This window comes from Achromobacter sp. CSND-B12 (assembly GCF_052906545.1).
This window is the reverse complement of record NZ_JBREGJ010000001.1, coordinates 2,534,503-2,560,493: the sequence shown is the minus strand read 5'-3', so window position 1 is coordinate 2,560,493 and position 25,991 is coordinate 2,534,503. Positions and strand designations below refer to the sequence as shown.

The window sequence follows — 25,991 nt, the reverse complement described above, 5'->3', positions numbered from 1 at the left end:
ACGGCCCGCGCTTCCGATTCGCGCGCGCTCCTTCTTTCAAATAGGCTGCTCCCGTGCCCAAAAACAAGCCCGACGATACGGACAAGACGCAGGCGGCGACCGAGACCCGGTCTTCGCTCTTTGTAGGCTCGACCGAAAAAGCCTTCCAGGTGCTGCACGCCTTCGACGGCCCGAAACGCCACATGACGCTGGCCGACATTGCGCGTGCCTCGGGCCTGGACCGCAGCGCGACGCAACGCCTGGTCTACACGCTGGAAACGCTGGGCTATCTGCGCCGCATTCCGGACACGCGCAATTACGGACTGACGCCGAAGGTGCTGCAGTTCTCGTACAACTACGTGCGCGCCAATGAGTTGATCGACAAGGCGTCGCCCTATCTGCTGGACATCAGCCGCACGCTGGGCGAAACCACCAACCTGCAAGAACTGGACGGGCACGAGATCGTGTTCGTGGCCCGCTTCCCAGGGCATCACCTGGTCAATGTGGACATCGCCGTGGGCAGCCGCCTGCCGGCGTATTTCACCGCGTCGGGCACGGCGATCCTGTCACGCCTGTCGGATGAGCAGCGCCGTGAAATCCTGGCGCAGACCCGCCTGGAGCCGATCACGCCCTACACGGAAGTCAATCCCGACAAGCTGCTCGAACGCGCGCAGCGCGTGGCCGAGAAGGGCTACGCGATCATCGTGAACGAAACGGTGCTGGGAGATATTTCGGTGGCGGCGCCGGTGATCGATCATCGGGGATTGGCGGTGGCGGCGATCAACATTTCCGTGCCGACGACGCGATGGACCGTTGCCCGGGTCGAGGCGGAGTTGGCGCAGCACGTGCAGGTGGCGGCGACGTCCATCTCCAAGTCCAAGTTCTCGGCGTATTCGAGGTAAAGGCCGGGCGCGGTCGATCGATCGTGCCCAATCCTTCCCGAATCGCCTGTCTCAAACGCCCTCGAACTCCGCCAGCAAGGGCTTGACCACCGACCGCAAGGACGCCTGCAGGTCGGCCCCGGGCTGCACCAGGGGATCCAGCACTTCCGGCGCATCGACGCCGATCAGGTCCATCACGGACTTCATCGGTCCGGGATTGGTCTCGGCGAACGCAAGGTTCATCAGGGGGATCAGGCGACGGTGCAGCAGCATGGCGTCGCGCGTGCGGCCTTCGGCGGCCAGGTCATAGACCTTGCGCCAGGCCTTGGGCAGCAGGCTCGCCGTCACCACGATCCCGCCTTGGGCGCCGGCGGCCAGGTGAACCGGCAGCAGCGTGTCCTCGCCGCTGAACACGGCGAACGATTCGTCCACGCCGGCCACCGTGCGCAGGAAGTGGTACATGTCCGTGTTGCAGGCCTTCATGCCGATGATGTTCGGGTGGCGCGACAGTTCGTGCAGCACTTCGGGCGCGATCGCGATGCGGGTGCGGTACGGGATCTCGTAGATCATCACCGGCAGCGGCGATGCGTCGGCGTAGCGCAGGAAGTACTCGCGGATGCCGGCCTGGGTCGGGGTCGTGTAGTAGGGTGTCAGCACCATCAGCGCGTCGGCGCCCGCGTCGGCGAATTCGCGGCCGGCCTGCAGGGCGTCGTGAAAGCCCGGGTCCAGCACGCCGGGAATCACCGGCACGCGCTTGGCCACGGCGTCCACCGTCAGCTTGCACATGCGGATGCGTTCGGCCCGCGCCAAGGCTCCGTACTCACCGGTGCCGCCGAGCGGCACGATGCCGTCGATGCCCTGCTTGAGCAGGTAAGCGATCAGCGCCTGGGCCGCCGGGACGTTGATGGTGTCGTCGGCATTGACCGGGGTGGGAATCGCGGGAAACACGCCGCGCAGTTGGCTTGCATTCAACATGGAAAAATCCTGATGGAAGGGAAACGGCGCCGCGCCTCAGCCCGCCAGGCTGCGGCGGCGCAGCCGGTCGGCGAGCCAGATCAGCGCGGCGATGAAGATAAACAGGCAGGTGGACACGGCGGCGATCACCGGGGAGATCTGCAGCGTCACTTCGTCCCAGAACTGCTTGGGCAGGGTGGCGTTCAGCCCGCCCGAGGCGAACAGCGCGATCGTCAGCTCGTCGAACGAAGTCGCGAAAGCGAACAGGAACGATGACATCAGCCCCGCGCCAAGGATCGGGAAGGTCACGAAGCGCAGCGTCGACCAGGGCCCCGCGCCCAGGCTTTGCGCCGCCAGATCCAGGCGTGTGTCGTAGTTGCGCAGCACCGCCATCATGGTGATCACCACGTACGGCACCGCCACCACCGTGTGCGCCAGGATCAGGCCGACGGTCGACCCGACCAGGCCGACGCGGGCGAAGAAATAGAACATGCCCACCGCGATGATCATGCGCGGCACCACGATGGGCGACAGCACGAAGGCCAGCATGGCGGACTTGCCGCGCATGTCGGCGCGCACCAGCAGGAAGGCGGCCGGCGTGCCGATCAGCATGGCCAGCAGGCCGGTGCCAACGCCCACGATCAGCGAGCGCGTGATGGCCTGCATCCACACCGGCGACGTGAACATCTGCTCGTACCATTGCAACGAAAAGCCCTTGGGCGGCCAGGTCAGGCCGGACCCCGAATCGAACGACAGCGGGATCATCAGGAAGGCGGGCGCGGACAGGAAGGCCAGCACCGCCAGCACGATCCACCACAGGGTGCGCGATTGGCCGGTGCCTGACACCGAACGGCGCAGGCGCGTGGGCAGCAGCGAGAACAGGCGGTCGGACAGCGCGGCCAGCAGGTCCAGCAGGGCCTCGCCCGCGCGGCGCGCCAGGCCGGGCTTGGCCGAGGCGCGGGGGCGCGACGCGCCGGCGCCGGTCATGGTCGACAGGCCCAGTATGCGGTCGTACAGTGCGAACACGGCCAGCACCACCACCAGCAGCAGCACCGACACCGCGCCGGCGAATTCCCAGTTCATGGTCTGCTGCACCTGGTCGATGATGATCTGGGTGATCATCGTCTCCTTGCGGCCGCCCAGCAGCGCCGGGGTGATGAAAAAGCCGATGGCGGTGACGAACACCATGATGGCCGCGGCGGCCACGCCGGGCATGGACAGCGGGAAGTAGATCTTCCAGAACGCGGTGCCCGGGCGCGCGCCCAGGGTGGAGGCGGCGCGCGGCAGGTTGCGGTCGATGTTCTCCATGACCGACAGCATCGTCAGCACCGCCAGCGGCATCAGCGCATGCACCATGCCGACCAGCACGCTGCCGAAGTTGTAGAGCAGGTTGGCCGGCGCATCCAGGATGCCCAGCGCCTGCAGCATCTGGTTGACCACGCCGTTGCGGCCCAGCAGCACGACCCACGCGAAGGTGCGCACCAGGAAGCTGGTCCAGAACGACAGCAACACCCAGAACAGCAGCGACGTCTTGCGCCGGGCCGACAGGCTCGAGATCAGGTAGGCGACCGGGTAGCCGGCCACCACGGCAAAGAAGGTCGTCCAGAGCGAGATCTTCAGCGTGATGAGCAGCACGTTGACATATACCGACGACTCGAACAACCGGTGGTATTGCGTCAGCGAGAAACCCCGGTCGCCGTAGAAGCTCAGCAGCAGCAACTGGCCGACCGGATAGATCAGCAGCACCAGCAGCAGGATCGCCAGCGGCGCGGCCATGAGGAAATGGCGGCGGCCCTGGCTCATGCGTTTGCGGGGAGGGGCAAGGGGGCTCATGCGGTCACTCCGCGATGGCGACCGCGTCGGCGGCCTGCCAGGTCACCGACAGCGGCTGGCCGATGGCGTACTGCTCGGCCTGGCGGCGCGTGGGGTAGGCGACCACGAGCGGGGCGCTGTCGGGCGCGCCCGAATCGAGATAGAGCTTGGTCAGGCTGCCGGTCACCATCACGTCGAGCAGCTTGCCGGTCAGGGCCCGGCCATGGGCCTCGGCGGGGCCGGCCTGCAGATTCTGGGGACGCAGCATCAGCGTGACCTTCTGGCCGACCTTGACCGTGGCGCCATTGGAAAGTGCCTGGCCGCTGACGCCCTGGTGCGCCAGCCTGACGGTCAGCGTGGCGCCGTCGACGGCCGTGACCTCGCCCTGCAGCAGGTTGGATTCGCCCAGGAAGTCCGCCACGAACAGGGTGCGCGGGCGGAAGTACAGATCGGCGGGCGTGCCCAGTTGCTCGATCGCGCCGCCGTTCATCAGGCAGATGCGGTCGGACATGGTCATGGCCTCTTCCTGGTCATGCGTCACGTAGACGATGGTGGTGCCCAGTTCGCGGTGGATGCGCTTGATCTCCAGCTGCATCTGGTCGCGCAGCTTCTTGTCCAGCGCGCCCAGGGGCTCGTCCATCAGGATGATCGCGGGGCGGTAGACCATGCAGCGCGCCAGCGCGATGCGTTGCTGCTGGCCGCCGGACAGTTCGCGCGGCAGGCGCGCGCCGACCTGCGGCAGCCGCACCATGTCCAGCGCTTCCTGCGCGCGCCGTTTCGCCTCGGCCGCCGACACCTTGCGCATCTTCAGGGGAAAGGCGATGTTCTCCAGGATGGTCATGTGCGGGAACAGCGCATAGTTCTGGAACACCATGCCGATGTCCCGCTCGTACGGCGCGCCGTGGGTGACGTCGTTGCCGTCGATCAGCACGCGGCCCTCGTCGGGCCGGGCCAGGCCCGCGATCAGGCTTAGCAGCGTGGTCTTGCCGGACCCGGACGGGCCCAGCAGGGTCAGGAATTCGCCGCGGGCGACATCCAGGTGCGTGGGCGCCAGGGCGACGAAATCGCCATAGCGTTTGCCCAGGCCCGAGATTTGCAGATTGGAAGAAGACATGGCGTTCAGCGTATGCAGAGAATTACTTCAAGACCCAACCGTTGAAGCGCTCGAGCACGTCGCGCTGCTTGTCCAGCCAGTAGGCGGCGTTGATGTGCAGGCCGGTCTTGATGTTGTCGGGGTGGGTCGGGCAATTGCGCGCCACGTCGGGCTTGATGTGGTCGAACGCGGCGGGTTGGGTCACGCCGGCGGCGAAGAACTCGACCAGCGCGGCCTGGCGTTTGGGGTCCGAGGCGAACTTGATGAATTCACGGCAGGCGTCGGCGTTGGGCGTGCCCTTCAGGATCGACCAGTTGTCGCAGCCCCAGATGTTCTGGTCCCACACGATCTGCACGGGCGCGCCGTTGGCGATGGCCGATTGGGCGCGCGAGACCCAGGTGGCGATCATGTCGACTTCGCCGGAGCCCAGCATCTGCTCGACCTGCGCGCCGGTGTTCCACCACACGTCGACGGACGGCTTGATCTTGTCCAGGCTGGCCAGGGCGCGGTCGATGTCGCAGGGATAGACCTTGTCGGTCGGCACGCCGTCGGCCATCAGCGCTTCCTCGATGGTGTCGAACGGGTGCTTGCGCAGGCCGCGCCGGCCGGGGATGTTCTTGACGTCCCAGAAGTCCGCCCACGACGCGGGGGCGCGGCGGCCCTTGAAGGCGTCGGTGCGGTAGGCCAGCACGGTGGTGTAGACGTTGTTGCCCACGCCATAGGGCGACATGTATTGCTTGGGAATGGTGGCCACGACCGGGTCGGATTCCAGGCCGTGCTTTTCCAGGTAGACCTTGCCGCCTTCGGTGAGCATCAGGATGGCGGGCTGGCTGATCTTGGCCATGTCCCAGGTGTAGTTGCCGGTGTCCACCATGCTGCGGATCTGCGCGGTGGGCTCGGCGTTGGCCTGCACGCCCACCACCTGGATGCCGGTGGCGTCCGTGAACGGCTTGTAGAACACCGCGCCATAGGCCTTGCTGTAGATGCCGCCGTCGTCGCGCACGACGATGCGCTTGGAAGCCGCGCGCGACGGCGTCCAGATCATCGGCATGGCCAGGGCGGCGACGCCGGCGGCGGCGGTCTTGAGCGCGCTGCGGCGCGAGGCGTTGTAGGAGGTGGATTTCATGGAAGGGCTCCAGCGGGACGACGGACGGGAAGGGCGGCTTCAGGGCAGCAAGCGACCGGGATTGAAGAGGGCGGCGGGGTCGAAGCTGGCTTTCAGCGTGCGCATCATGGCCAGTTCGACCGGTGACTTGTAGTGCGCCATTTCGGCCAGCGACGTGCGGCCCACGCCATGCTCGGCGCTGAAGGTGCCCCCCAGCGCATCGGCCACGTCGTTGACGGCGCGGCGAATGGCGGCCGCCATGGCGTCGCGCTCGGGCAGCGCGTTCCAGGCGTCGAACGTGAAGAAGGGAATGAAGTGCACGTTGCCGTCGCCCAGGTGGGCCACGATCAGGATGGGCAGGTCCGGCACCAGGCGGCGCACGGCCTCGGTGGCGGCGGCGATGAAGCGCGGCACGCTCGAGACCGGCACGGCGCTGTCGGTGGTCAGGCCCACGCCGGCCTTCTTGTTGCCTTCCGAGACGCTATGGCGCACTTCCCAGAGCGCGGCGCGCTGGCTGTCGTTGCTGGCCACCACGGCATCTCGCAGCAATCCCAGTTCGAAGGCCTGTTCCAGGATCTGTTGCAGGACCTCCTGCAGTTCCGCGCCGCTGCCTGTGTCCGACAGCTCCACCAGCACATGCCAGGGGTGCGCGCCGGGCAATGGATTCTTGCGGCCGGGCACATGGGTCATGACGATGTCCAGCTGATTGCTGTCGATCATCTCGAAGGCGGACAGGCGCGAGCCGCATTGCTGCTGGAACAGGCCCAGGATGTCGAGCGCGGCCTGCGGATCGGTGGGCGCCAGCCAGGCGATGGCGTGGCGATTGGGCAGGGGGTGCAGCTTCAGCACGGCCGCGGTCACGATGCCCAAGGTGCCTTCGGCGCCGATGAACAAGTGCTTCAGGTCGAAACCGGTATTGTTCTTGCGCAAGGCGGTCAGGCCGTTCCAGATCGATCCGTCGGGCAGCACGACCTCCAGGCCCAGGATGTTGTCGCGCGTATTGCCGTAGCGCAGCACGCCGGTGCCGCCCGCGTTGGTGGCGATGGTGCCGCCGATCTGGCACGAACCTTCCGCGCCCAGGCTGATGGGATACAGCCGGCCTTGTTCCGCCGCGGCCTGCTGCACCGAGGCCAGCACGCAGCCGGCTTCGACTTCCATCGAATTGTTGGCCGGGTCCACGCGGCGGATCTGGCGCAGGCGCGACAGGTTGACGATAACGGGCGGCGGGCCGGCCTCGTCCGGCACCGCGCCGCCGCACAGGCTGGTGTTGCCGCCTTGCGGCAATACGGGGGTGGCGTAGTCGTTGCACAGGCGCACGATGTCGGCGACTTGCCGGGTCGACCCCGGCAGGGCCACGCACAGCGCCGCGCCTTTGTAGCGGCCGCGCCAGTCTTCGGTGTAGCCGGCCATGTCGGCGTCGGAGCGCAGGACTGCGCTATCGCCCAGCGCCTGGATAAGCGCATCGAGCAGGGGGGTACCTATGGTCATGTCTGTCGTCCCGTAGGGATCGGAAAGGTCGAGAACCGATCACGTTGAGACACAGCATACGATTACTTAAATTGCTTTTCGATTTGAATAATCGTATATCAATTGAATTTAGGGTATGTCCTAAGCGGGAAGGTCGGGATGGCTTGCTCTAAAACAATCGAAATACAATTGATGTGCTTGTTATGTAATTTAATTGAAATCCAGCCAACAAGGAAGAGACATGCTGCCCAGCGTGATGGATTACCGGGCGCGGGCGCGCAGGCGGCTGCCCCGGTTGGCCTTCGATTATCTGGAAGGAGGGGCCGAGGACGGGATCTCGCTGCGCCATAACGTGGCCGCCTTTGGCGAGCTGGAATTCGTGCCGCAAGTGCTGGCGGACGTCACCGACTGCCATCTGGATACCACCGTGCTGGGCGCGGCCGCGGCCATGCCCGCCATTGTCGGGCCGACGGGCCTGAACGGGCTGTTCTGGCCCGATGCGGACGTGCACCTGGCGCGCGCCGCGCATCGAGCCGGCCTGCCGTTCGTGCTGTCCACCGCATCGACCTCATTGCTGGAAGACGTGCGCGCGGCCAGCGCCGGCGAGTTGTGGTTGCAGCTATACGTGCAACGCGACCGCCGCATCGCCGAACACCTGATGGACCGGGCGTGGCACAGCGGCTACACGGTGCTGTTCCTGACGGTCGACGTGCCGGTGCATGGCAACCGCGACCACGACAAGCGCAACGGCTTCCAGCTGCCGCTGCGTCCTTCCGGCCGCCTGTTGCTCGACCTCGCGGTCCATCCGGGCTGGTGCTGGCGCATGTTGCGCGGCGGCGGTCCGCAGCTGAAGAACCTGGCTGTAAGCTCCAACGCGCGCGAGGACATCACCGAGCAGGCGTCCGCCCTGAGCCGGCAGATGGATATGGCCCTGACCTGGGACGACATCGATTGGCTGCGCCGCCAGTGGCCCGGCCGCCTTGTCATCAAGGGCATCCAGACGCTGGCCGATGCGCGCAGGGCGCAGGCCAGCGGCGTGGATGGCATCGTGCTGTCCAACCATGGCGGCAGGCAGCTGGAATGCGCACCCTGCCCGCTGGAAGTCCTGCCGGCTGTCGCGGCCGAACTGGGGCAGTCGCTCGAGGTGCTGGTGGATGGCGGGGTGCGGCGCGGCAGCGATATCGCCAAGGCGGTGGCGCTGGGCGCGCGTGGGGTGCTGCTGGGCCGCGCGCCGCTGTACGGGCTGGCGGGACGGGGGCCGCGCGGCGCGGGCGAGGTGCTGGCGATCCTGCGGACCGAACTGGAGAACACATTGCGGCTGCTCGGGCGTAATCGCATCGGCGCGCTCGACGCCGCGGCGGTGCGCAGGCGCCGGGCCATTTTCGATTGACACAGGGAACCAGACATCATGCGTGAAAGAATCGTCTTCATCGGCGGCGGAAACATGGCCAGTGCCATCATCGACGGATTGTTGGCCCGGGGCCGCGAGCGGACGGATTTCCTGGTGGTCGAACCCTTTGAACCTGCCCGCGCCAGCCTGCTGGCGCGCGGCCTGGCGTGCCAGGCAAGCGCCGGCCCCGAGATCGCCGACGCGGCGCTGTGCGTACTGGCGACCAAGCCCCAAGCGCTGCATGACGCCTGCGGGCAAGTGCGGGCGCATCTGTCAGCGCCGGCCACGGTGGTCAGCATCGCGGCGGGCGTGAGTCTCGCGTCGCTGTCGCAATGGCTGGGCGGCCATGCGCGCATCGTGCGGGCAATGCCCAACACGCCGGCCAAGGTCGGGCTGGGCATGACGGGTCTGTACGCCACCGCCAGTTGCGGCGCGGCGCAACGCGCGCAGGTGGATGCGCTGTTCGCCGCGGTGGGCGAATGCGTCTGGGTCGATACCGAGGCCATGATTGACGCCGTCACCGCCGTGACCGGCAGCGGCCCGGGCTACGTGTTCCATTTCATGGCGGCGCTGGAACAAGCGGCGCGGGAGCTCGGCTTCGGCGCGGTCGATGCGCGCCGCCTGTCGGTGGCGGCGTTTCGCGGCGCCGCGGAACTGGCGGCGGGCGACGACGCGGCGTTGATCGAGCTGCAGGAACGGGTGACCTCCAAGGGCGGCACCACTTACGCCGCGCTGACGCATCTGCGCGAGGCGGGCGTGGCGCCCGCCATTACCGAGGCGGCGCTGAAGGCCGCGCAACGCGCGCGCGAATTGTCGGCGGGCTAGTGTGCGGTGCCGGGTCAACGCCGCCGCCCCAGCCACCACAGCAGCAATACCGACGTGGCGATTGCCGTCACGTTGAATTGCATGGCGCTGGCGAACGCGCGCGCATAGCGCTCGCCGTCCGCGGCATCGGCGTACGCATCAAGCGCGCCGCTGAACAGCATGCCGGCGGCGGACACGCCCAGCGCCGCGCCCACCTGTTGCAACGTGGCCACCACGCCCGCGGCCATGCCCGCGTGGCGGTCCTGCACCAGGCCCAGCGCGAGATTGACCAGCGGCGTATTGACCGCGCCTTGCGCCGCGCCCAACCAGACCAGCGCCGGCACCAGCGACCACGGCGCGAGCGCGGCGCCGGCCGACCCGACCTGCAGCATCAGGGCGGCCGTGGCGCCGCCGTACAGCAATGCGGCCAGCATGATGGCGCGCGTGCCGAAGCGCGCCACCAGCCGCGGCGCCGCCATCGAGCCGGCCACGAAGCCGACGCTGGCTGGCGCGAACACCGTGCCCGCCGTCAGCGCGTCCACGCCCAGGCCGGTCTGCAACAGCAGGGCGTAGCACAGGAACAGGGCGCTGGCGGTGGAGAACACCAGCGTCACCAGCAGGCAGCCCGCGGCGAAACGCGGCTGCGCCAGCAGCGCCATGTCGACCAGCGGCGCGCGGCCGGCGGCGCCAGCGCGGCGCTGCGTCCACACGAACAGCGCCAGCAACGCGATCGCCGCCCCGCCGCAGGCCAGGGTCCAGGCCGGCCAGTGGCGCGCAGGCCCTTCGACCAGCGCCAACAGCAGCAGGCCAAGCCCCGCTCCGACCAGCGCCGCGCCGCCCCAGTCCATCGGCGCGCCCGCGGCGTCGCGCGACTCAGGAATATGGCGGGCCAGCCGCCACGCGAGCATGCCGACCGGCACGTTCACCAGGAAGATCGCGCGCCATGCCAGGCCGAACAGGTCGGCATGCACGATCCAGCCGCCCAGCACCTGGCCGGCGATGGCCGCCAACCCCAATGTCATGCCGAGCAGGCCGAAGGCGCGGCGTCGCGCGTGGCCGTCGTAGCTGACGCGGATCAGCGCGTAGACCTGCGGGAACAGCATGGCCGCGGCCACGCCCTGCAGCACGCGCGCGCCGATCAGCGTATTGGCGTCGGGCGCCAGTCCGCACAGCGCCGAGGCCAGCGCGAAGCCGGCCATGCCCAGCATGAACAGGCGGCGGCGCCCATGGCGGTCGCCCAGCCGGCTGCCGGCGATCAACAGCACGCCGTAGGCCAGCTCGTACGCGACGATGATGAAATTGATCTGCGCGAAGCTGGCCGACAGCGTGGTCTGCATGCTGGGTATCGCGACGTTGACCACGAACAGGTCGAAGATCGTGATGAAGCCGCCGGACAGCAGCACCGCCAGGCCAAGGGGGCCGGGTGTGGCGGGCCGGGCGGGCGTGTCGGGGCAGGGCGAGGGGAGGGTGACGCAAGACATGAGCAGGCCGCGAGAGTGGGATCGGCGCTATTCTGTGGCCTGTTCGAGCCTCATACAATTTAGCTGTTTATGCTATTACTGAAGGCAATAGCCTATGCCCCGTTCCGCCTTGCATGACAGCGCCCCGGCCACCGCGCCGGCAGCGCGGGCCGACGCCCCCGGGCCGGGCGCGCAGCGGCTGGACCGCACCCGGGCCGACCTGGCCGAATTCCTGCGGCTGCGCCGCGAACGCCTGAGTCCCGCCGCCGTGGGGCTGCCTGCTGGCGGCCGCCGCCGCACGCCCGGCCTGCGGCGCGAGGAAGTGGCGGCGCTGGCTGGCGTCGGCCTGGCCTGGTACACCTGGTTCGAGCAGGGCCGCAACATCAGCGTGTCGGCCACCTTCCTGGAAAACCTGGCGCGGGTGCTGAAACTGGACGCGGCCGAACGGCGCCACCTGTACCTGCTGGCGCACCAGCGCCCGCCGGCGGAGCCGGGACGCACCTGGTGCACCGTGCCGCCCCAGGTGCGCCGCCTGATGGACGACCTGCCCACCCGCCCGGCTTATATCCTCAACCTGCGTTGGGACGTGGTGGTGTGGAACGCCGCCGCCGAACGCGTGTTCGGTTTCGGCGCGCAGCCGGCGGGACGGCGCAATCTGTTGTGGATGCTGTTCGTGGATCCGGCGATGCGCGAACTGTTCGTCGATTGGGCGGCGCAGGCGCCGGCGATGCTGTCCACCTTCCGCCGCGATTTCGCTTCGGCCTCGGGCGCGCCGGACATCACCGAGTTGGTCGATGAACTCGAACGCGTGGCGCCCGATTTCAAGGCCTGGTGGCGCGAGCACGACGTGCATGGCGCCTGCATGGGCGTGCGCAGCCTGCGCCTGCCGGCGTTGGGCGAAGTGGCATTCGAGCATTCCACCCTGTCGGTCGATGAAAGCCGCCATCTGCGCCTGGTGGTCTACGCGCCCGCGCCCGATGAACCGCAGGCCGCGGCCTTTGCGCGCTGGCTGGCCCGCAAGCCGCGCGCGGCCGCGCGTGGCTCCAGGCAATAGACGTGGCGTGGCTCTAGGGCGGGGGCGAGGCGCACTTCTATAGTCGGGGCGGTCCGCTTTCCATTCGCCACGTCCGCCATGCCCGCTGAAATCCTGTCCCGCCGCAAGGCCCTGTCGCTGCTCGTGGTGGTGGTGCTGGCCTGGGGCTTCACCTGGGTCGTCAGCAAGCTGCTGCTGCAATACATGACGCCGGTCTGGGCGGTGGCGGCACGCAGCGTTGTCGGCACTGCCGCGCTGCTGGCGCTGGGCCTGGTGCTGCGGCGCGTTGCCTGGCCGGTCAGGGCCGACATCGCCGTGATCCTGAGCGTGGGCCTGCTGCACATGGGCGCCTTCGCCGCGCTGGTCAGCCTGGGCCTGCAATACGTGCCGGCCGGCCGCTCGGTGGTGCTGGCCTACACCACGCCGCTATGGGTCATCCCGGCGGCGCGACTGTTCCTGGGCGAACCGATCGGCCGCGGACGGCAGCTGGGACTGGCGCTCGGCCTGCTGGGGCTGGTCGTCATCTTCAACCCGCTGGCGTTCGACTGGCGCGATCACGATGCCGTGTTCGGCAATGGCCTGGTGCTGCTGGCGGCGCTGTGCTGGGCCGCCAACATCGTCTACGTGCGCGCGCATCGCTGGGTCACGCCGCCGTTCGAGCTGGCCTTCTGGCAGGCGTTGCTGGCATCGGTGGTGCTGACCGCCCTGGCCTGGGCGACCGAGGGCGCGCCGCGCGTGATCTGGAGTCCGGGGCTGGCCTGGCTGCTGGGCTATGGCGGCGTGTTCGGCATTGCCGTGGCGTATTGGGCGGCCGTGAACGTGAACCGGTCATTGCCCGCGGGCCTGACCGCGCTCGGCCTGCTGGGCGTGCCGGTGGTGGGCCTGCTGTGCTCGGCGGCGCTGTTGCGCGAGGCGCTGGGCCTGTCGCTGCTGCTGGGGATGGCATTGATCGTGGGCGGCATCGCCGCCGGGGTGCTGGGCGAGGCGCGCGGATAGCCGTCGGATCAAAAGACGCTTGACGGCCTGAATCGTGTCTGTGTATCGTACGATTTATATCGTAAGATACATCGTAAGTAACACGTCAGACACCAGCGAGGCCTCCCATGCGCCATTTCCACTTCCTGACCGCCTTTGCCCGCGGCGCGCGCCACGAGTTGCGCGACGCCCATTCCGGAGGCCGTGGCCATCACGGGCACCACCACGGCCACCAAGAATTCCACGAGCGCGCCGAGCGCTACGATCATCATGAACGCCACGGCCACCCGGGCGAACGCGAACACGGTCACGGTCGTGGCGCCCGCTACGCCACCGGCGACTGGCACGAGGGCGGCCGCGGCCGCCACGGACGCCATGCCGGCGGCGGGGGCGGCGGCTGGTTCGGCGGCCCATGGGGCGGCCGGGGGGGCGACGCCGACGACAGCTTCGGCGGCGATGGCCGCCACTTCGCGCGCGGCCGCAAGGTCACCGCTGACGACCTGCAGTTGATGCTGCTCGGCCTGCTGGAGCAGAACCCCAGCCATGGCTACGAGCTGATCAAGGCGCTGGGCGCCATGTCCAACGGCTTCTACACGCCCAGCCCCGGCATGGTCTACCCCGCGCTGACCTACCTCGAAGAGCTGGGCTACGCCACCGTCGAGCAGGAAGGCAGCAAGAAGCGCTACCACCTGGCCGATGCCGGCCGCGCGCACCTGCAAGCCAATCGCGAACGCCTGTCGGTGATGTTCAACAAGCTCAAGCACGTCGCTCGCAAGATGGACTGGATGCGCCAGGCCTGGAGCGGCGAACCGCGCGCGGCCGCCGGCGACGAGGACGCCGCCGGCTGGATCGACGAATTCGTGCATGCGCGCCAGGCGATCCGCCATGCGCTGCTGCAACGCACCGACGCGTCGCCGGCCGAGCAGCGCCGTATCGCCGCCATCCTGCGGCGCGCCACCGAGGAAATCACGGGCAAGGACCCTGCCTGATCCCGCCCGCCCCATTGGAGATTCCATGACCCAGACCGACCTGACCGTCGAACGCGTGCGCCATCCGCTCAAGATGCGCGTGCTGACCGTGGCCCGCGTGGAACGCATCGCCGGCCTGCTGGCCCGCGTCACGTTCCGCGGCGAAGACCTGCGCGACTTTGTGTCCGCCTCCTTCGACGACCACGTGAAACTGTTCTTTCCCGCCGACCCCTCGCAACCGCTGGCGTTGCCCGAGGTCGGACCCGATGGCATCAAGTTCCCCGAAGGCGCGCCGCGCCCGGCCGCGCGCGACTACACCCCGCGCCGTTTCGACGCCGAGCGCGAGGAACTGGACATCGATTTCGTGCTGCACGGCGACGGCCCGGCCTCGAGCTGGGCCGAACAGGCGCAAGTCGGCCAGCGCCTGGGTATCGGCGGCCCGCGCGGTTCGTTCGTGGTGCCCAAGGGCTTTGACTGGCACGTGCTGATCGGCGACGAAACCGCGGTGCCGGCCATCGCCCGCCGCCTGGAGGAGCTGCCCGCCACGGCGCAGGCGCTGGTGCTGATCGAAGTGCCGGGCGCCGCCAACGAGATCCCCTTGCCGACCCAGGCCCGCGCCTCGGTGCGCTGGCTGCATCGCGACGGCACCGTGGCCGGCTACAGCACGTTGTTGCTGGAGGCGGCGCGCGAGTTGGCGTTGCCGCCTGGCGAGGGCTACACCTGGATCGCGGCGGAGTCGGCCGTGGCCAAGGCGGTGCGCGAGATCATGGTGGCGCAGCACGGCGTCGACAAGAGCCGCATCCGCGCCGCCAGCTACTGGAAGCGCGGCGCCATCGCGGTGCACGAGTCGCACGAAGACTGAGGCCGCCGCGTCCAGGCCGCCGTGCCCGGGCGCTACGGTATCGCGCATCATGTCCCGTTGTTGCGCGGCATCGGGCCGGCGCGGCTATGCCCGCGCCAACGCCAGCAGATTGGCCACGCGCCCGCCGGGCGCGTCGTCGCGCACCACCAGCCCCAGCACCGCGCGCGGCCAGTCCAGCGCGAAGGGGCGATAGACCACCCCGTCCGGCCGCAGGTGGCGCAGCGAGGCCGGCACGACCGCCACCCCCATGCCGGCCGCCACCAGGTTCACCGCCGATGACAGTTGCGGCGCGCGTTGGCCCGGCAGCGGGTTCACCCCGTGGCGGCGGCACGCCGCCATGATGTCGGCGCTCAGGCCATAGCCGGACTTGCGCGAATACTGGATGAAGCGTTCCTGCGCCAGGTCGGCCGGCGCCAGGCGCTTGCGCCGCGCCAGCGCGTGGCCCAGCGGCAGCGCCACCATCAACGCTTCCTCCGTCAGTTGCGTGAAGCGCAACCCGCCATCCATCGCGAATGGCGGCCGCACGAACGCCGCGTCGATCAAGCCGTCGCGCAGCCGCGCCACCAGCGTTTCGCTGTCGTCCTGCGACAAGGTCATTTCCACGTCGGGATATTGCTGCCGGTACAGGCGGATCAATTCGGTCACGACCGGATGGAACGAGGCCGATTCGGTGAACCCCAGCGACAGCTCGCCGACTTCGCCGCGCGCGGCGCGCTGCGCTGTCTGCACCGCGTCGTGCGCGCGTTGCAGGATGTCCTGCGCGCACGCCAGGAAGGCGCGGCCGGCGTCGTTCAGGCTGACGCCGCGCCCGCGCCGGTCGAACAACGGCGTGCCGACTTCCTCTTCCAGTTGCCGGATCTGCTGCGACAGCGGCGGCTGCGCCATGCCAAGCTGCTCGGCCGCGCGGGTGAAGTGCTGGGCCTCGGCCGTGGCGACGAAATAGCGCAGGTGGCGCAGTTCCATATCGGTATCCAAAAAGTACTGGTTATAGATTTTCCATATATTGGACATTCTAGTTCCGTGGGACGATGATGCGGCATCGATATCCCGTTTTCAAGGAATGCCCATGGCTACGACCCTTACTCCCGGCGCGCGTTTGCGCCAGCATCTCGCCCAGGACATCGTGGTGGCGCCCGGCGCCTACGACGGCATGTCGGCCCGCCTGGTGGTGGCCGCCGGCTTCAATGCGGTGTACGCCAGCGGCGGCGCCATCGCCCGCGCGGCCGGCTATCCCGACATCGGGCTGCTGAGCTTCACCGAGGTCATGGACCGGGTCGAGAAGATCGTCGACGCCAGCGGCCTGCCGGTGGTGGCCGACGCCGACACCGGCTTCGGCGGGTCGGCCAACGTCGAGCGCACCGTGCGCGTCATGGAGCGCGCCGGCGTCGCCGCCTTCCATATCGAGGACCAGTCGTTTCCCAAGCGTTGCGGCCACCTGGATGACAAGAGCCTGGTGGACGCAGAGGAAATGTGCCGCAAGGTGCACATCGCGCGCCAGACGCTGGCGGATGCCGACACGCTGGTGATCGCCCGCACCGACGCCATCGCGGTGGAAGGCTTCGATGCCGCCATCGCGCGCGCCGAACGCTATGTGAAGGCGGGCGCCGACATGGTGTTCGTCGAGGCGCCGGAAACGCTGGAGCAGATCCGCGCCATCGCGGACCGGCTGCCGGGCCTGAAGCTGATCAACATGTTCTATGGCGGCAAGACGCCCCTGGTGCCGCTGCCCGACCTGGCGGCGATGGGATATCGCCTGGCCATTATCCCGTCGGACCTGCAGCGCGCGGCGATCCACGCCATGCAGGCCACCTTGGCGGCGATCCGCGCAAGCGGCGACAGCAGCGCGCTGGCCGATCGGTTGACCAGTTTCAAGGAGCGCGAGGAAATCGTGCAGACGCGCCGCTACCTGGCCCTCGACACGCAATAGCGGGGCGTGAGCGCGGCGCCCGCGCCGCGCTCACGCGCATTTCCTCACCGACGGCAGCCCTTTGGCAGCGACAACGGCCACAGCCGCTGGCCGTAGCTCCCGTAGAGCGTGCGCACGCCGCATTCCATGCCGACACGGGCCCGCACGGCGCCGCTTGCGTCCAGGATCATCGACTGCTCTCGGGTCGACACCACGGCGCGCTGGTTCGTGTAGTCGGAAGCCCACAGGTAGGCCGGCGCGATCGCCATGCGGCCCTGTCCGTCCGCATAGCCATATTGATCGCCGACCAGCGCGATCGAAAGGCCGTCGTGCCGGGCGCCCAGGTAGTCGAATGTCGGCCCGTTCGCCACGCCCTTCTCGTCGACCGCGCGCATGCCGCCATTGGGCTGCGCGACCACCGCCTGGCCTTCCGAGAATGCCGTGGCGTTGCCGGCCAGTGTCAGGCGGACCTTGCCGGCCGTGTCGACATAGGAGGTGGCCGGCATGCCCTGTCGTTCGTGGCGCCGCACCAGCCAGTCCGTGCCGGCGGGCCAGTACCATTCACCGGCCGGCAGGCTGGCGACGGTCTTGCCTTGCGTGTCGATCAGGCGCGCGCCATCGTCGCTGCTGAGCAGCGCCCGCGCCGGCGCGCCCTGGAACGCCGTGCCGGCCACCGGGCCGGGCGCGAACTGCCAGCGGCCCTGGCCGTCCACGTAGCCGTGCCGGTCGGCGCGGCGGACCGCGAGCCAGTCGCCCATCGCGGTGTAGCTGGCGTCCTGCAGATCGAGCGCATCGGAGGCGTCGGGCGAGATCACCCAGCGCTGCTTGTCGTTATAGGCCAGGAACGTGCCGTTGGCTTCGCGCGAGGCCTCCAATCCCGGCTCGAAGGGCGTCAGGGCGCGCCCGTCGCGATTGACCAGCGAGGTGGGGCGACGATACTCGTTCTCCTGCGGGCCGGGCTGCTGCACCAGCCACAGTTTGTCGCTGACGCGCTTGACGTCGTGGTGGCGCGGCGGCACGACCCATTTGCCCTGGAGGTCGATCACGCCCACCTTGCCGGGGCCGAGCGAGGCGGCCGCCTGGCCGTCGCGGAAGCCGCCGATGAACTGGAACACCGGGGCCGACACCTCCTTGCCGGCGTGGAAATCGTACAGGCCCCAGGGATCGCCTTCGGCGGCGGTCTTCAAGTAGCGCACCAGGCCGGGCGCGACCACTTCGGCCTCGAAATAATCCGGCAACGCGTAGCGTTTGCCGGCGCGGTCGATCAGCTGCGTCACGCCCTTGGCGTAGACCAGCGCATAGCCCTGCCGGAAGGCGCCGATGTATTGCTGCATGGGCAAGTCCATCGGTTTGCCGCTGCCATCGAGCAACAGCACGCCCTCGTTGGTGTGCGCGGCGAAACGCAATTGGTCGGCGCTGAGCTTTTCGGCGTTGTCGTCGTCGGAGGCGTAGCCATCGCGCTCGCCATCGAGCGACACGACCTCGTTCCAGGCCTTGTCGGTGGCGACGCCGCCATCGGCCAGCAGCAGGCCCGCGCCGCCGTCGTTGCAGTGGCAATAGCCCTGGCCCAGCAGGCCGAGCGGTCCGCCCGGCACATCCAGCGGCATGTCCTGCAATTGCGAGCCTTGCGCCGCTTGCAGCGCTTCGGGCTGCAGCACCATGCGGCCGTCGGCATCGAGTGCGTTGAGCAGTTGGCCGTCCTTGTCCGACAGCCACAGCTTGCCCTGGCGCAGCGTCAGCCGGCTGGCTTTCGCCAGCCAGGGCGGCGCGCTGTCGCCCTGCAGCCAGACGCCTTTGGGCGTCAGCAAGCCGGCGACCTGGCCGGCCGCATCGTGCAACAGCAGGTAGCCGCCTTCCTCCTGCACGGGCTGGAGGCCGGCGCCCAGCGTTACCGGCTCGGCACGGCCGGGAACGAACGCCTTGAGCGTGTCGCCCGACAGATAGAGCAGCGTATCGTCATGGAGCGTCGACGCCTGCGCTTCCTCCGGGGTCAGCGTCGTCAGTGTCTTGCCCGAGGCATCCAGCAAGGCGTAACCCTTGCGCGGCAACTGCGCGCTCCAGAAGGCGTTGCCCACGCGCGTCATGCGCTGATAGCCCCGGCCTTCGCCGATCAGTGCGCCGCCGGCGTCGATCAGCACGACTTCCTCCTCGCCGATAGCCAGCGCCACGGCGTCGCCCTTGCGTTGCGAGATGTCGCTGAAACTCGGCGCCACGCGCCAGTTCCAGTTGGCGTCGAGCAGGCCATACATCCCGTGGTTGTCGATCGCGATGAACAGATCCTTGCCATAGTGGGACAGGATGCGGATGCCGTCCCGGGCGTAGCGCCGTTCGCCATCGGGCGAGCGGTATTCTTCGCGGTAGCTGACCGATAGCCTGGCTGGCGACCCTTCGTGCAACCACGCGCTTTCGACGCTGGGATCGATCGCGTCGCCGACTGCCGCGCCGCTGCGATCGATCAGTTGGTACTGGCCGTCGCGCATCACCAGCGCCAACCCATTCTCGACGAAACTGAAGGCGGCGTCGTAGCGCGGCGGCACCGCCATCCGGCCCTTGGCGTCGACGTACCCCCACTTGCCTTGCCAGCGCACCGCCGCCAGGCCGTGGTGGAAGTCGCCCACGCGTTCGAACTGTGGCTTGATGGCCAGCCTGCCGTTGCCATCGACGAAACCCCAGGCGTGCCGGCGCAGGGATTGGTCCATGGGGACCCGGTCGATCGGCTCCAGGGCGGATGGCAGCAGCACGGCGGCGCGATCGTCCGACAGCGTGCCGATGCAGCCGGTGGGGCCGTATTGGTCCTGGTCGCGGTAGACCGCGGCCGCATCCATCAGGCTGTCGACGCAGTTGGCCTGGCCATATCGATACTGCGCCTGGGCGGACAGGGAAACGCCGAGCGCGGCGACGGCGCAGGCGATGCGGGTGGCATGAAACGCGCGTGAGGTCATGATTGTTCTGCTTTGGCGGATTCGGGGGCGGGCGCGTATTCCATTTCGGCGGCGTCGGGGCAGGTGAGCTTTTCGCGTGGCCAGGTCAGCTTGCCCTGCCCATCCATCACGATGACCTCGCCGCACATGACGCTGAACAGCGCCGTGGTGGCGCCGCGCTTGTCGATGAACTCCAGCAGGCCTTCGCGCCGCACCAGCGCGCGGCCTTCGTGGAAGTCGTCGGCCCAGCCGAATTCAGGCGCGATCACGTAGCGGCCCGTCAGATCGATATAGCCCAGCAACTGGCCGCTGCGCTGGTCGCGCCTGGCCAGGGCCAGCCCGTCGCGCAGGGGGCCCAGACGGTTGAAGTACGGCCCGACGATACGCTTGCCATCGGCGTTGACGAACCCATAGCGGTCGCCGTCGCCGCGGTAGGTCACCACGCCTTCGCTGGCGGTGCGCTCCTCGATCGTGAATTCCCCCTTGAAGCGCGTGATCTCGCGGCCCTGCAGATCGGTCATGACGCTTTGCGAGTTCTTGCGGTCGCGGAACACCACGCGCTTCATCGACGCCAGCGGCGTGCCGTCGCCAAGCTTTTCCAGCAGCGCCTTGCCGTTCTCGTTCATCACGCGGTAGCGCTGGCCGTCGTAGACGCGGGCCAGGCCTTCGGGTTGGACGAAGAACGGGTTGAACTCGCCAGTGCCGGCGGAAACCTTGAGATTGCCGCGCGCATCGATCGCGCCGTTGCTGGCGCGGTATTGCACATAGATCCAGTCGCCATATTGTTCCTGGCGATCGGGTTTGCCTTCGAACAGGCGGGTCATGCCGCCTTGCGCGTCGAACAGCAGCGTGGCGCCGTCCTTGCCTTGCGCCAGGTAACGGCCCTGCTTGAGATCCTGCGGCTTGTCGTGCAGCACCACGCTGCGCTTGCCGGTGCGCAGGTTGATCAGGCGGTAGTTGTCGCCGTACTCGGAGGCTTCCTCGCTTTTCGGTTCGCGCGCCAGCAGGTGGCCGTTGCCCAGGTATTCGAGGTCGTAGCTGCCGGAATAGGTGGCGGGCACGATCCATTTGCCTTGGCGGTCGATGACGCCCCAGCGATCGTTTTCCTGCGCCTTGGCCCAGTCGTCCTCGAAATCGTCGATGCGGTCCAGCGACGGCTTGACGGCCACGCTGGCGCCGCGGATGTTCCACAGGCCCCAGCGGCGCTGGCGCCGTTCATCCAGCGTGTAGTAGTAGAGCAGATCGCCGTCGAGCTTCTCGCCGTTGGCCGCGACCTGCGCCGGCAGCTTCTGCACCGTACCGCGGGTATCGATAAGGATCGCGTTGCCCCGCGTCATGTCGGGCGTGCGGGCCCAGGCATAGGCGCCCTTGAAGCCGCCAATGCCGGCGTAACGGGGTTCCATGACCCAGTTGCCTTCGGCGTCGATGGTGCCGAACCGGCGTTCGCGGGTCTGTACCACCAGCGGCGCGACGGCTCCATAGGTGTTCATGTCGTCCCAATCCGGATTGGTAACGATCTTGCCGGCGCGCGTCAGGATGCCGTTCGGCTGCGTATAGTCCTTCGGGCGCAGCAGGGCCAGCGGCAGTCCATCGCCGTCCTGCCGCGCGCTGCGGGACCTGCCGCCGACAGGCTTGGCGGTGAAGGGCATGACCTGGTATTGCCGCAGCTGCTTTACCGTGTCTGCATCCAGCAGCGGCGTGCCGTCGGGCCGGTAGATCTGCACCAGCGTTCTTTCGGGATCCCTGCCGCCGGCGTCCGCGCTGGTGGCGGCGTCCGCGGCCGCGGCGGCGGCTTCGGCACCCGCGGCGGCGGCGTCGGCCCCCGCCTGCGCGGCGGCTTCGACCTGGGCCGGATCCTGGGCCACGCCGATGTTGGCCGGGGCGGTCACCGTGTCGGCGGCCGCGGTTTCGATCGCGGCATCGGCCTCGGCCGCGGCAGTGGCCGCGGTCGCAGCATCGGCCTGGGTTGCGGCATCAGCCTCGGTCGCCGCATCGGCCTCGCTCGTCGGCCCGGCCGCGTCGCGCGCGGATGCATCGAACGGCGCCTGGCCATGAAGCCAGGCCAGGCCGTTGTTGACATTGACATCGCCAAAAACCGCCGGGACCACCTGGTGCTTGCCCGCCGGGTTTATCAGCACCACCGCGTCGATATCGGCGAGCACTTTCCAGCCATCGGCTTCCTCCACGCTCAGGTAGTCGCGCGTGAAGGTGTAGAGCGGCTTCAGGGCGGCGTCCAGCAAGGCAAAGGGCGCCTTGCCCCGGGGTTTGGTCAGCCACAAACCCGGCACGACCCGCTGCACGGTTTCGTAACGGGTGGCGGTCAGCGGCGAACCGTCGGGGCGCACGAATTCCCACTCGTCCCGGCGGTACACGGCCAGCGTGTCGCCATCGCGCAGCGGCGCCTGTTGCGAGCGCAGCACATCGGGCGCGATGGCCCAGCGGCCATTGGCATCCAGCAGGCCCCACCAGCCGCCGTAGCGCAGACTGCGCTGCTGCGCCGGCAGGTAGCCCGATTCCGGCCGCGCCAGCGTCATCACGTCGGCGGGCAGCGTCAGGGCGTGTCCGGTCGCGGTGTTGAACAACTGCGGCGGCTGCGGCATTTCCATCGCCGCGAGTTTCTGGCCGGGCTCGAAGCCCCACGAGCGGGTGCCCAGTTCGAAGGTCTTGAGCACTTGCCCCTGGCGGTTGATCAACACGTCGCGTTCTTCCGCCTCGACCAGCGCGGTGCCTTCGGCGTTGAAACCGGACGCCCGCGTGAAGCGCGGCTTGATGACCCAGTTGCCGCGCGCATCGATATAGCCCCACAGGCCATCGCGCTGCACCGCGGCCAGGCCGTTCTGGAACGACTCGGCTTCCTGGAACGCCGGCGTGATGACCATGCGGCCTTGCTTGTCGATGTAGCCCCAGGTCCCGGCCTGGTCGCTGGCCTTGCCTGTCAGCACCGCGGCCAGCCCTTCGGCATAGGGCCGGTTGCAGCTGACGTCGGGGTTGATGGCGTACGTGCGGCCGACGCAATCCTGCTGCCAGTCCGCGATCGATTCGGCCGTGGCGGGCAGGGGGCCGAAGCTGGCCAGCAGCGTGGCCAACGCCAATGGCCGCAGGGCGAACGCGCGCGTCATGATGCGCGCGCGTGTTGTGCGCGAAGGCGCGCGGACGTTACAGGACGGAAGAAGCGAAGCCGGACGTGCCGCATGGTCGGAATGCCTGCCAGAAGAGGAACGAAGGCAGCACTGTAACCAGCAGTAGCACTCAAAAAACCGGCAAATGTAACTATTAAGCACGAACCGTTAACAAGGCGTCCGTGTGTGCTTACGTGTCTGCTTACGCGTCCAGCCACGCCCCCTGCTGGCGCATGCGCGAGCGCAGCAGGGCGCGCGCCCGGGACAGGCGGCTGCGCACGGTGCCGACCGGCAGATTCAATTGCGCCGCGGCTTCTTCGTATGACAGTTCATCGGCGCAGATCATGATCAGCAGTTCGCTCAGGGCTGCCGGCATGGCGGCCAGCGACCGGTCCAGGATGCCGAGGGTCTGCCGCAGCTCGACGCAGGCTTGCGGGTCTGTCCGCGGATCGTGTTCCTCGACCAGTTCGTCCTCGCCAACGAAGGCGTAGCGCCGATCAGGCGCGCGCGCCAGATGGTTGCGGATCAGGTTGCGGGCAATGCCGAACAGCCAGGTCGACGCCTTGCTGTCGCCGCGAAAGCGGTCGTAGCAGGATGACATTTCCACGAAGGCCTGCTGCGTGATTTCATCGGCATCGGAACCATTGCCCACGTGGCGTTGCACGAAGCGACGCAGGCGTTCCGATTCCTCCCGCACCAGTTGGCTGACCGGGTCCGCACAGGCAGGGGCGACGGGAACGGAATGGGGAGCAGGGTGCATGGTGACGGTGCGGCTGTTCATGGACGGGATGCTCGGTGCGCCGGCATGGCCGGCGCCTGGCGCGGGCGCGCACCCATCCCGCGCGGAGCCCGGGCGGCCCGCGCACGAAGAGGCGTCGGGGAGTTCTGTGCAGCCCCCGCGATCCCCCATGGCCCCTTGCGGAAGGAGAAGGCGAAATGCTGCAAAACCAGTCTACGTTTGGAAGATTCGGTAGCAAATACGGCGCGTGCCGTATTTTTTCGGCGTCGGCAGGGGCGTGGAGGCGGCGGGCAGGCGGCGCGAGCGCGCTGTGCGGGTCAGGCGCTGGGCAAGCCCAGGCGGACCGCGTAGGCCACCAGTTCGGCGGTGCTGTGCAGCGACAGCTTGCGCATGAGGTTTTCGCGATGCTTGCGCGCGGTCAGCGGGCTGATGTGCAGCGCCGCGCCGATCTGCGCGGCGGTGGCGCCTTGCGCCGCCAGCGCCAGCACCTGTTGTTCGCGCCGCGTCAGGGTGTCGGCCGGCGCGGGCGTGTGGTTCGGCCGGGCGCGCACCGGCCGGTCCGCGGGATCCTGGTGCAGCCGCTGGATCGCGGCCATCAGCTCATGCGAACTGCCGGTCTTGGCCAGGTAGGCGTCCGCGCCGGCCTCCAGGATCGCCTGGCGGCTGCGCGCGTCGGTATTGGCGGTGAGCACCATGATGTGCAGCGCCGGATGCCGATCACGCAGCGCGCGCACCCAGCCGGAACCGGCCACCCCTGGCATGCCCAGGTCCAGCACCAGCACGTCGGCGCCATGCGCCGCCAGCAATGCCAGCACCTGCTCGCCCGTGGCCGCCTCGTCGATCGAGCCGATCATGGCGGGAGCCTGTTGCAGCACCATCTTCAGGCCCTCGCGCACGATGCCGTGGTCGTCGGCCAGCAGGACGCGTAACAGGGGGGGCGGGAAGGGCAGGGTCATGGGGCGGATGGGGCGCCGAAGCTTGTGTCAGAATGATGCATCATTATAGGGACCGATCCAGGCGCATGACCGCCCCCGCCGCGCTCTCTCCGCCCCGCCCGCCGGGGTCCGCCGCGCCTCCCGCGGGTCCTCCCTCGCCCGCGCCGGTTGCCGATGCCGTCGCGACCGAGCTGGCCACGCTGCTGTACAAGCAATCTTATGGCGTGCTGTTCGCCAATTTCGCCGTGGCGCTGCCTGTCGTCTACGTCATGCGCAACGCCGCCCCGGATTGGCTGCTGGCGTCGTGGATCGCCGTCGTGTACGCGCTGACCCTGGCGCGGGTCCTGGTCTGCCATCGTTTCCTGCGGCGCGGGCCCGGTCCGCTGCGGCCATGGATCCGGGGTTTCTGCCTGCTTTCCTGGACGTCGGGCCTGTTATGGGGCCTGGCGGGGCTGGTCGCCGTGCTGTCGGGGCAGGACATGATGCTGGCCTTCGGCTGTGTGATGCTGGCCGGCATGTGCAGCGGCGCGGTGCCGTCCTTGTCGGCCTATCCGCCCGCCTACGCCGGCTCGGCATTGGGCATGGTGGCGCCCTTCATCCTGGCCTGCGTGGCGGCGGCCGATGGCCTGCACCTGGTGTATGCCGCCTTCGGCGTCTGCCTGTTGCTGGTGAACCTGTATTTCAGCGCGGTCACCTATCGCAGTCTCAAGACCACCGTGGCGCTGCGCTTCGAAAACACGGCGCTGGTCCGGAGCCTGGAGCTCGAACGCGACCGCGTGGCCGCGGCCGACCGCGCCAAGACCCGCTTCCTGGCCGCCGCCGGTCACGACTTGCGCCAGCCGGTGCATGCGCTGGGCATGTTCACCGACATCCTGGCCAGCCGCGCCGAGAGCGGCAACGTCACGGCGCAGGACGCGCTGCACGTCGCGCGGCGCCAGCAGACCGTGCTCGACAGCCTGAACCGCCTGCTGGATGGATTGCTGGACGTTTCGCGCATGGATGCGCATCTGTTGCGGATCGAGGGGCGCACCGTCGATCTCGATCAGCTGTTCGACGACATCCGCCTGGATTTCGCATCGCTGGCCCGCGCGCGCGGCTTGCGGCTGTCGGTCGCGCCCACCTCCCTGGCCCTGGACACCGATCCGGCCTTGCTGCGCCGCATCCTCGACAACCTGCTCACCAATGCCCTGTCGTACACGCCCAAGGGGGGCGTGCTGCTGTCGGCCCGCCGACGGCGCGGCGGCGTACTGATCCAGGTCTGGGACACCGGCGTGGGGATCGCCCCCGAGTTGCAGGAAGCCGTTTTCACCGAGTTCACCCGCGGCGCCGGCGCGCCAGCCTCGCCGCCTGCCGGGCAGGGCCTGGGACTGGGGCTGGCCATCGTGCGCCGCCTGGCAGGCCTGCTGCATGGCGAAATCACGCTGCGGTCGACGCCCGGCAAGGGGTCGGTCTTCTCGCTGTGGCTGCCGGCTGGCATTCCCCCGGCGCATGCAGCCGGCGAAAATTAATCAGTTGAACGGCGGCCGCGCCGCCCCTGTAATAGCGTCAACCGCCCGCCCGCGCGGGATCCGCCTTCACGCCAGGGGTT

The 25,991-nt window shown here is 68.7% G+C and carries 20 protein-coding genes; 9 read left to right on the top strand and 11 right to left on the bottom strand.

Annotated features, from left to right (window positions below):
• Positions 1–53 precede the first annotated feature (53 nt).
• Positions 54–881, top strand: coding sequence for an IclR family transcriptional regulator (locus ACUTAG_RS11975; RefSeq protein WP_148317324.1), 828 nt, complete (start codon positions 54–56; stop codon positions 879–881).
• Positions 882–932: 51 nt separating this feature from the next.
• Here ACUTAG_RS11975 and dapA read toward each other — a convergent pair whose 3' ends face one another.
• The 5 genes from dapA to ACUTAG_RS11950 are packed head-to-tail and all read right to left on the bottom strand — an operon-like array spanning position 933 to position 7,312.
• A complete protein-coding gene (gene dapA, locus ACUTAG_RS11970; protein WP_020926133.1) occupies positions 933–1,835 on the bottom strand; it encodes a 4-hydroxy-tetrahydrodipicolinate synthase in 903 nt (300 codons plus the stop codon).
• A gap of 36 nt (positions 1,836–1,871) precedes the next feature.
• Positions 1,872–3,647, bottom strand: a complete 1,776-nt coding sequence (locus ACUTAG_RS11965; protein ID WP_148317322.1) for an ABC transporter permease subunit — start codon at positions 3,645–3,647, stop codon at positions 1,872–1,874.
• 4 nt (positions 3,648–3,651) lie between these two features.
• Positions 3,652–4,740 carry an ABC transporter ATP-binding protein gene (locus tag ACUTAG_RS11960; protein WP_148317320.1) on the bottom strand — a complete coding sequence of 363 codons (1,089 nt, stop codon included), beginning with the start codon at positions 4,738–4,740 and terminating at the stop codon, positions 3,652–3,654.
• A gap of 22 nt (positions 4,741–4,762) precedes the next feature.
• On the bottom strand, positions 4,763–5,845 hold the full coding sequence (locus ACUTAG_RS11955; protein WP_047991991.1) for an ABC transporter substrate-binding protein: 1,083 nt from the start codon (positions 5,843–5,845) through the stop codon (positions 4,763–4,765).
• A gap of 39 nt (positions 5,846–5,884) precedes the next feature.
• The gene (locus ACUTAG_RS11950) at positions 5,885–7,312 is read right to left on the bottom strand and encodes an FAD-binding oxidoreductase (RefSeq protein ID WP_047991990.1); all 1,428 of its coding nucleotides are present in this window, start codon (positions 7,310–7,312) and stop codon (positions 5,885–5,887) included.
• Positions 7,313–7,532: 220 nt separating this feature from the next.
• Here ACUTAG_RS11950 and ACUTAG_RS11945 point away from each other — a divergent pair, with 220 nt between their 5' ends.
• Together ACUTAG_RS11945 and proC are read left to right on the top strand one after the other, a co-directional pair.
• Positions 7,533–8,681: an alpha-hydroxy acid oxidase gene (locus tag ACUTAG_RS11945; RefSeq protein ID WP_148317318.1), complete on the top strand. Its 1,149-nt coding sequence runs from the start codon at positions 7,533–7,535 to the stop codon at positions 8,679–8,681.
• 18 nt (positions 8,682–8,699) lie between these two features.
• Positions 8,700–9,506, top strand: a complete 807-nt coding sequence (gene proC / locus ACUTAG_RS11940) for a pyrroline-5-carboxylate reductase (RefSeq protein ID WP_148317317.1) — start codon at positions 8,700–8,702, stop codon at positions 9,504–9,506.
• 14 nt (positions 9,507–9,520) lie between these two features.
• On the opposite strand, the gene ACUTAG_RS11935 is transcribed toward proC, so the two are convergent.
• The gene (locus ACUTAG_RS11935) at positions 9,521–10,966 is read right to left on the bottom strand and encodes an MFS transporter (RefSeq protein ID WP_148317315.1); all 1,446 of its coding nucleotides are present in this window, start codon (positions 10,964–10,966) and stop codon (positions 9,521–9,523) included.
• 94 nt (positions 10,967–11,060) lie between these two features.
• Between ACUTAG_RS11935 and ACUTAG_RS11930 the strand changes: the two genes are divergently transcribed.
• The 4 genes from ACUTAG_RS11930 (at position 11,061) to ACUTAG_RS11915 (ending at position 14,783) form a co-directional block, all read left to right on the top strand.
• Entirely contained in the window at positions 11,061–11,999 is a 939-nt protein-coding gene (locus ACUTAG_RS11930) for a helix-turn-helix transcriptional regulator (RefSeq protein WP_262352234.1), read from the top strand.
• 78 nt (positions 12,000–12,077) lie between these two features.
• Positions 12,078–12,974, top strand: a complete 897-nt coding sequence (locus tag ACUTAG_RS11925) for a DMT family transporter (RefSeq protein ID WP_020926142.1) — start codon at positions 12,078–12,080, stop codon at positions 12,972–12,974.
• 107 nt (positions 12,975–13,081) lie between these two features.
• On the top strand, positions 13,082–13,942 hold the full coding sequence (locus tag ACUTAG_RS11920; RefSeq protein ID WP_038504483.1) for a PadR family transcriptional regulator: 861 nt from the start codon (positions 13,082–13,084) through the stop codon (positions 13,940–13,942).
• 25 nt (positions 13,943–13,967) lie between these two features.
• Positions 13,968–14,783 carry a siderophore-interacting protein gene (locus ACUTAG_RS11915; protein WP_148317313.1) on the top strand — a complete coding sequence of 272 codons (816 nt, stop codon included), beginning with the start codon at positions 13,968–13,970 and terminating at the stop codon, positions 14,781–14,783.
• An 84-nt stretch (positions 14,784–14,867) separates the two neighbouring features.
• On the opposite strand, the gene ACUTAG_RS11910 is transcribed toward ACUTAG_RS11915, so the two are convergent.
• Positions 14,868–15,746 carry a LysR family transcriptional regulator gene (locus ACUTAG_RS11910; protein ID WP_035199499.1) on the bottom strand — a complete coding sequence of 293 codons (879 nt, stop codon included), beginning with the start codon at positions 15,744–15,746 and terminating at the stop codon, positions 14,868–14,870.
• A 103-nt stretch (positions 15,747–15,849) separates the two neighbouring features.
• Here ACUTAG_RS11910 and ACUTAG_RS11905 point away from each other — a divergent pair, with 103 nt between their 5' ends.
• Positions 15,850–16,710 (top strand): isocitrate lyase/PEP mutase family protein, encoded by an 861-nt coding sequence (locus tag ACUTAG_RS11905; protein ID WP_148317311.1) that lies wholly within the window; start codon positions 15,850–15,852, stop codon positions 16,708–16,710.
• Positions 16,711–16,754: 44 nt separating this feature from the next.
• Here the strand turns inward: ACUTAG_RS11905 and ACUTAG_RS11900 are convergent, their stop codons facing one another.
• From ACUTAG_RS11900 to ACUTAG_RS11885, 4 genes are all read right to left on the bottom strand, one after another.
• Positions 16,755–19,631, bottom strand: a complete 2,877-nt coding sequence (locus tag ACUTAG_RS11900) for a WG repeat-containing protein (protein WP_148317309.1) — start codon at positions 19,629–19,631, stop codon at positions 16,755–16,757.
• On the bottom strand, positions 19,628–22,729 hold the full coding sequence (locus ACUTAG_RS11895) for a WG repeat-containing protein (protein WP_148317307.1): 3,102 nt from the start codon (positions 22,727–22,729) through the stop codon (positions 19,628–19,630). The genes ACUTAG_RS11900 and ACUTAG_RS11895 overlap by 4 nt, the downstream gene beginning before the upstream one ends.
• A 202-nt stretch (positions 22,730–22,931) precedes the next feature.
• Positions 22,932–23,510, bottom strand: a complete 579-nt coding sequence (locus tag ACUTAG_RS11890; protein ID WP_020926149.1) for an RNA polymerase sigma factor — start codon at positions 23,508–23,510, stop codon at positions 22,932–22,934.
• A gap of 275 nt (positions 23,511–23,785) precedes the next feature.
• Complete coding sequence (locus ACUTAG_RS11885; protein ID WP_020926150.1) at positions 23,786–24,424, bottom strand: response regulator; 639 nt, start codon at positions 24,422–24,424, stop codon at positions 23,786–23,788.
• A 65-nt stretch (positions 24,425–24,489) separates the two neighbouring features.
• Here ACUTAG_RS11885 and ACUTAG_RS11880 point away from each other — a divergent pair, with 65 nt between their 5' ends.
• A complete protein-coding gene (locus tag ACUTAG_RS11880; RefSeq protein ID WP_060720657.1) occupies positions 24,490–25,911 on the top strand; it encodes a sensor histidine kinase in 1,422 nt (473 codons plus the stop codon).
• The last annotated feature ends 80 nt before the right edge of the window (positions 25,912–25,991 follow it).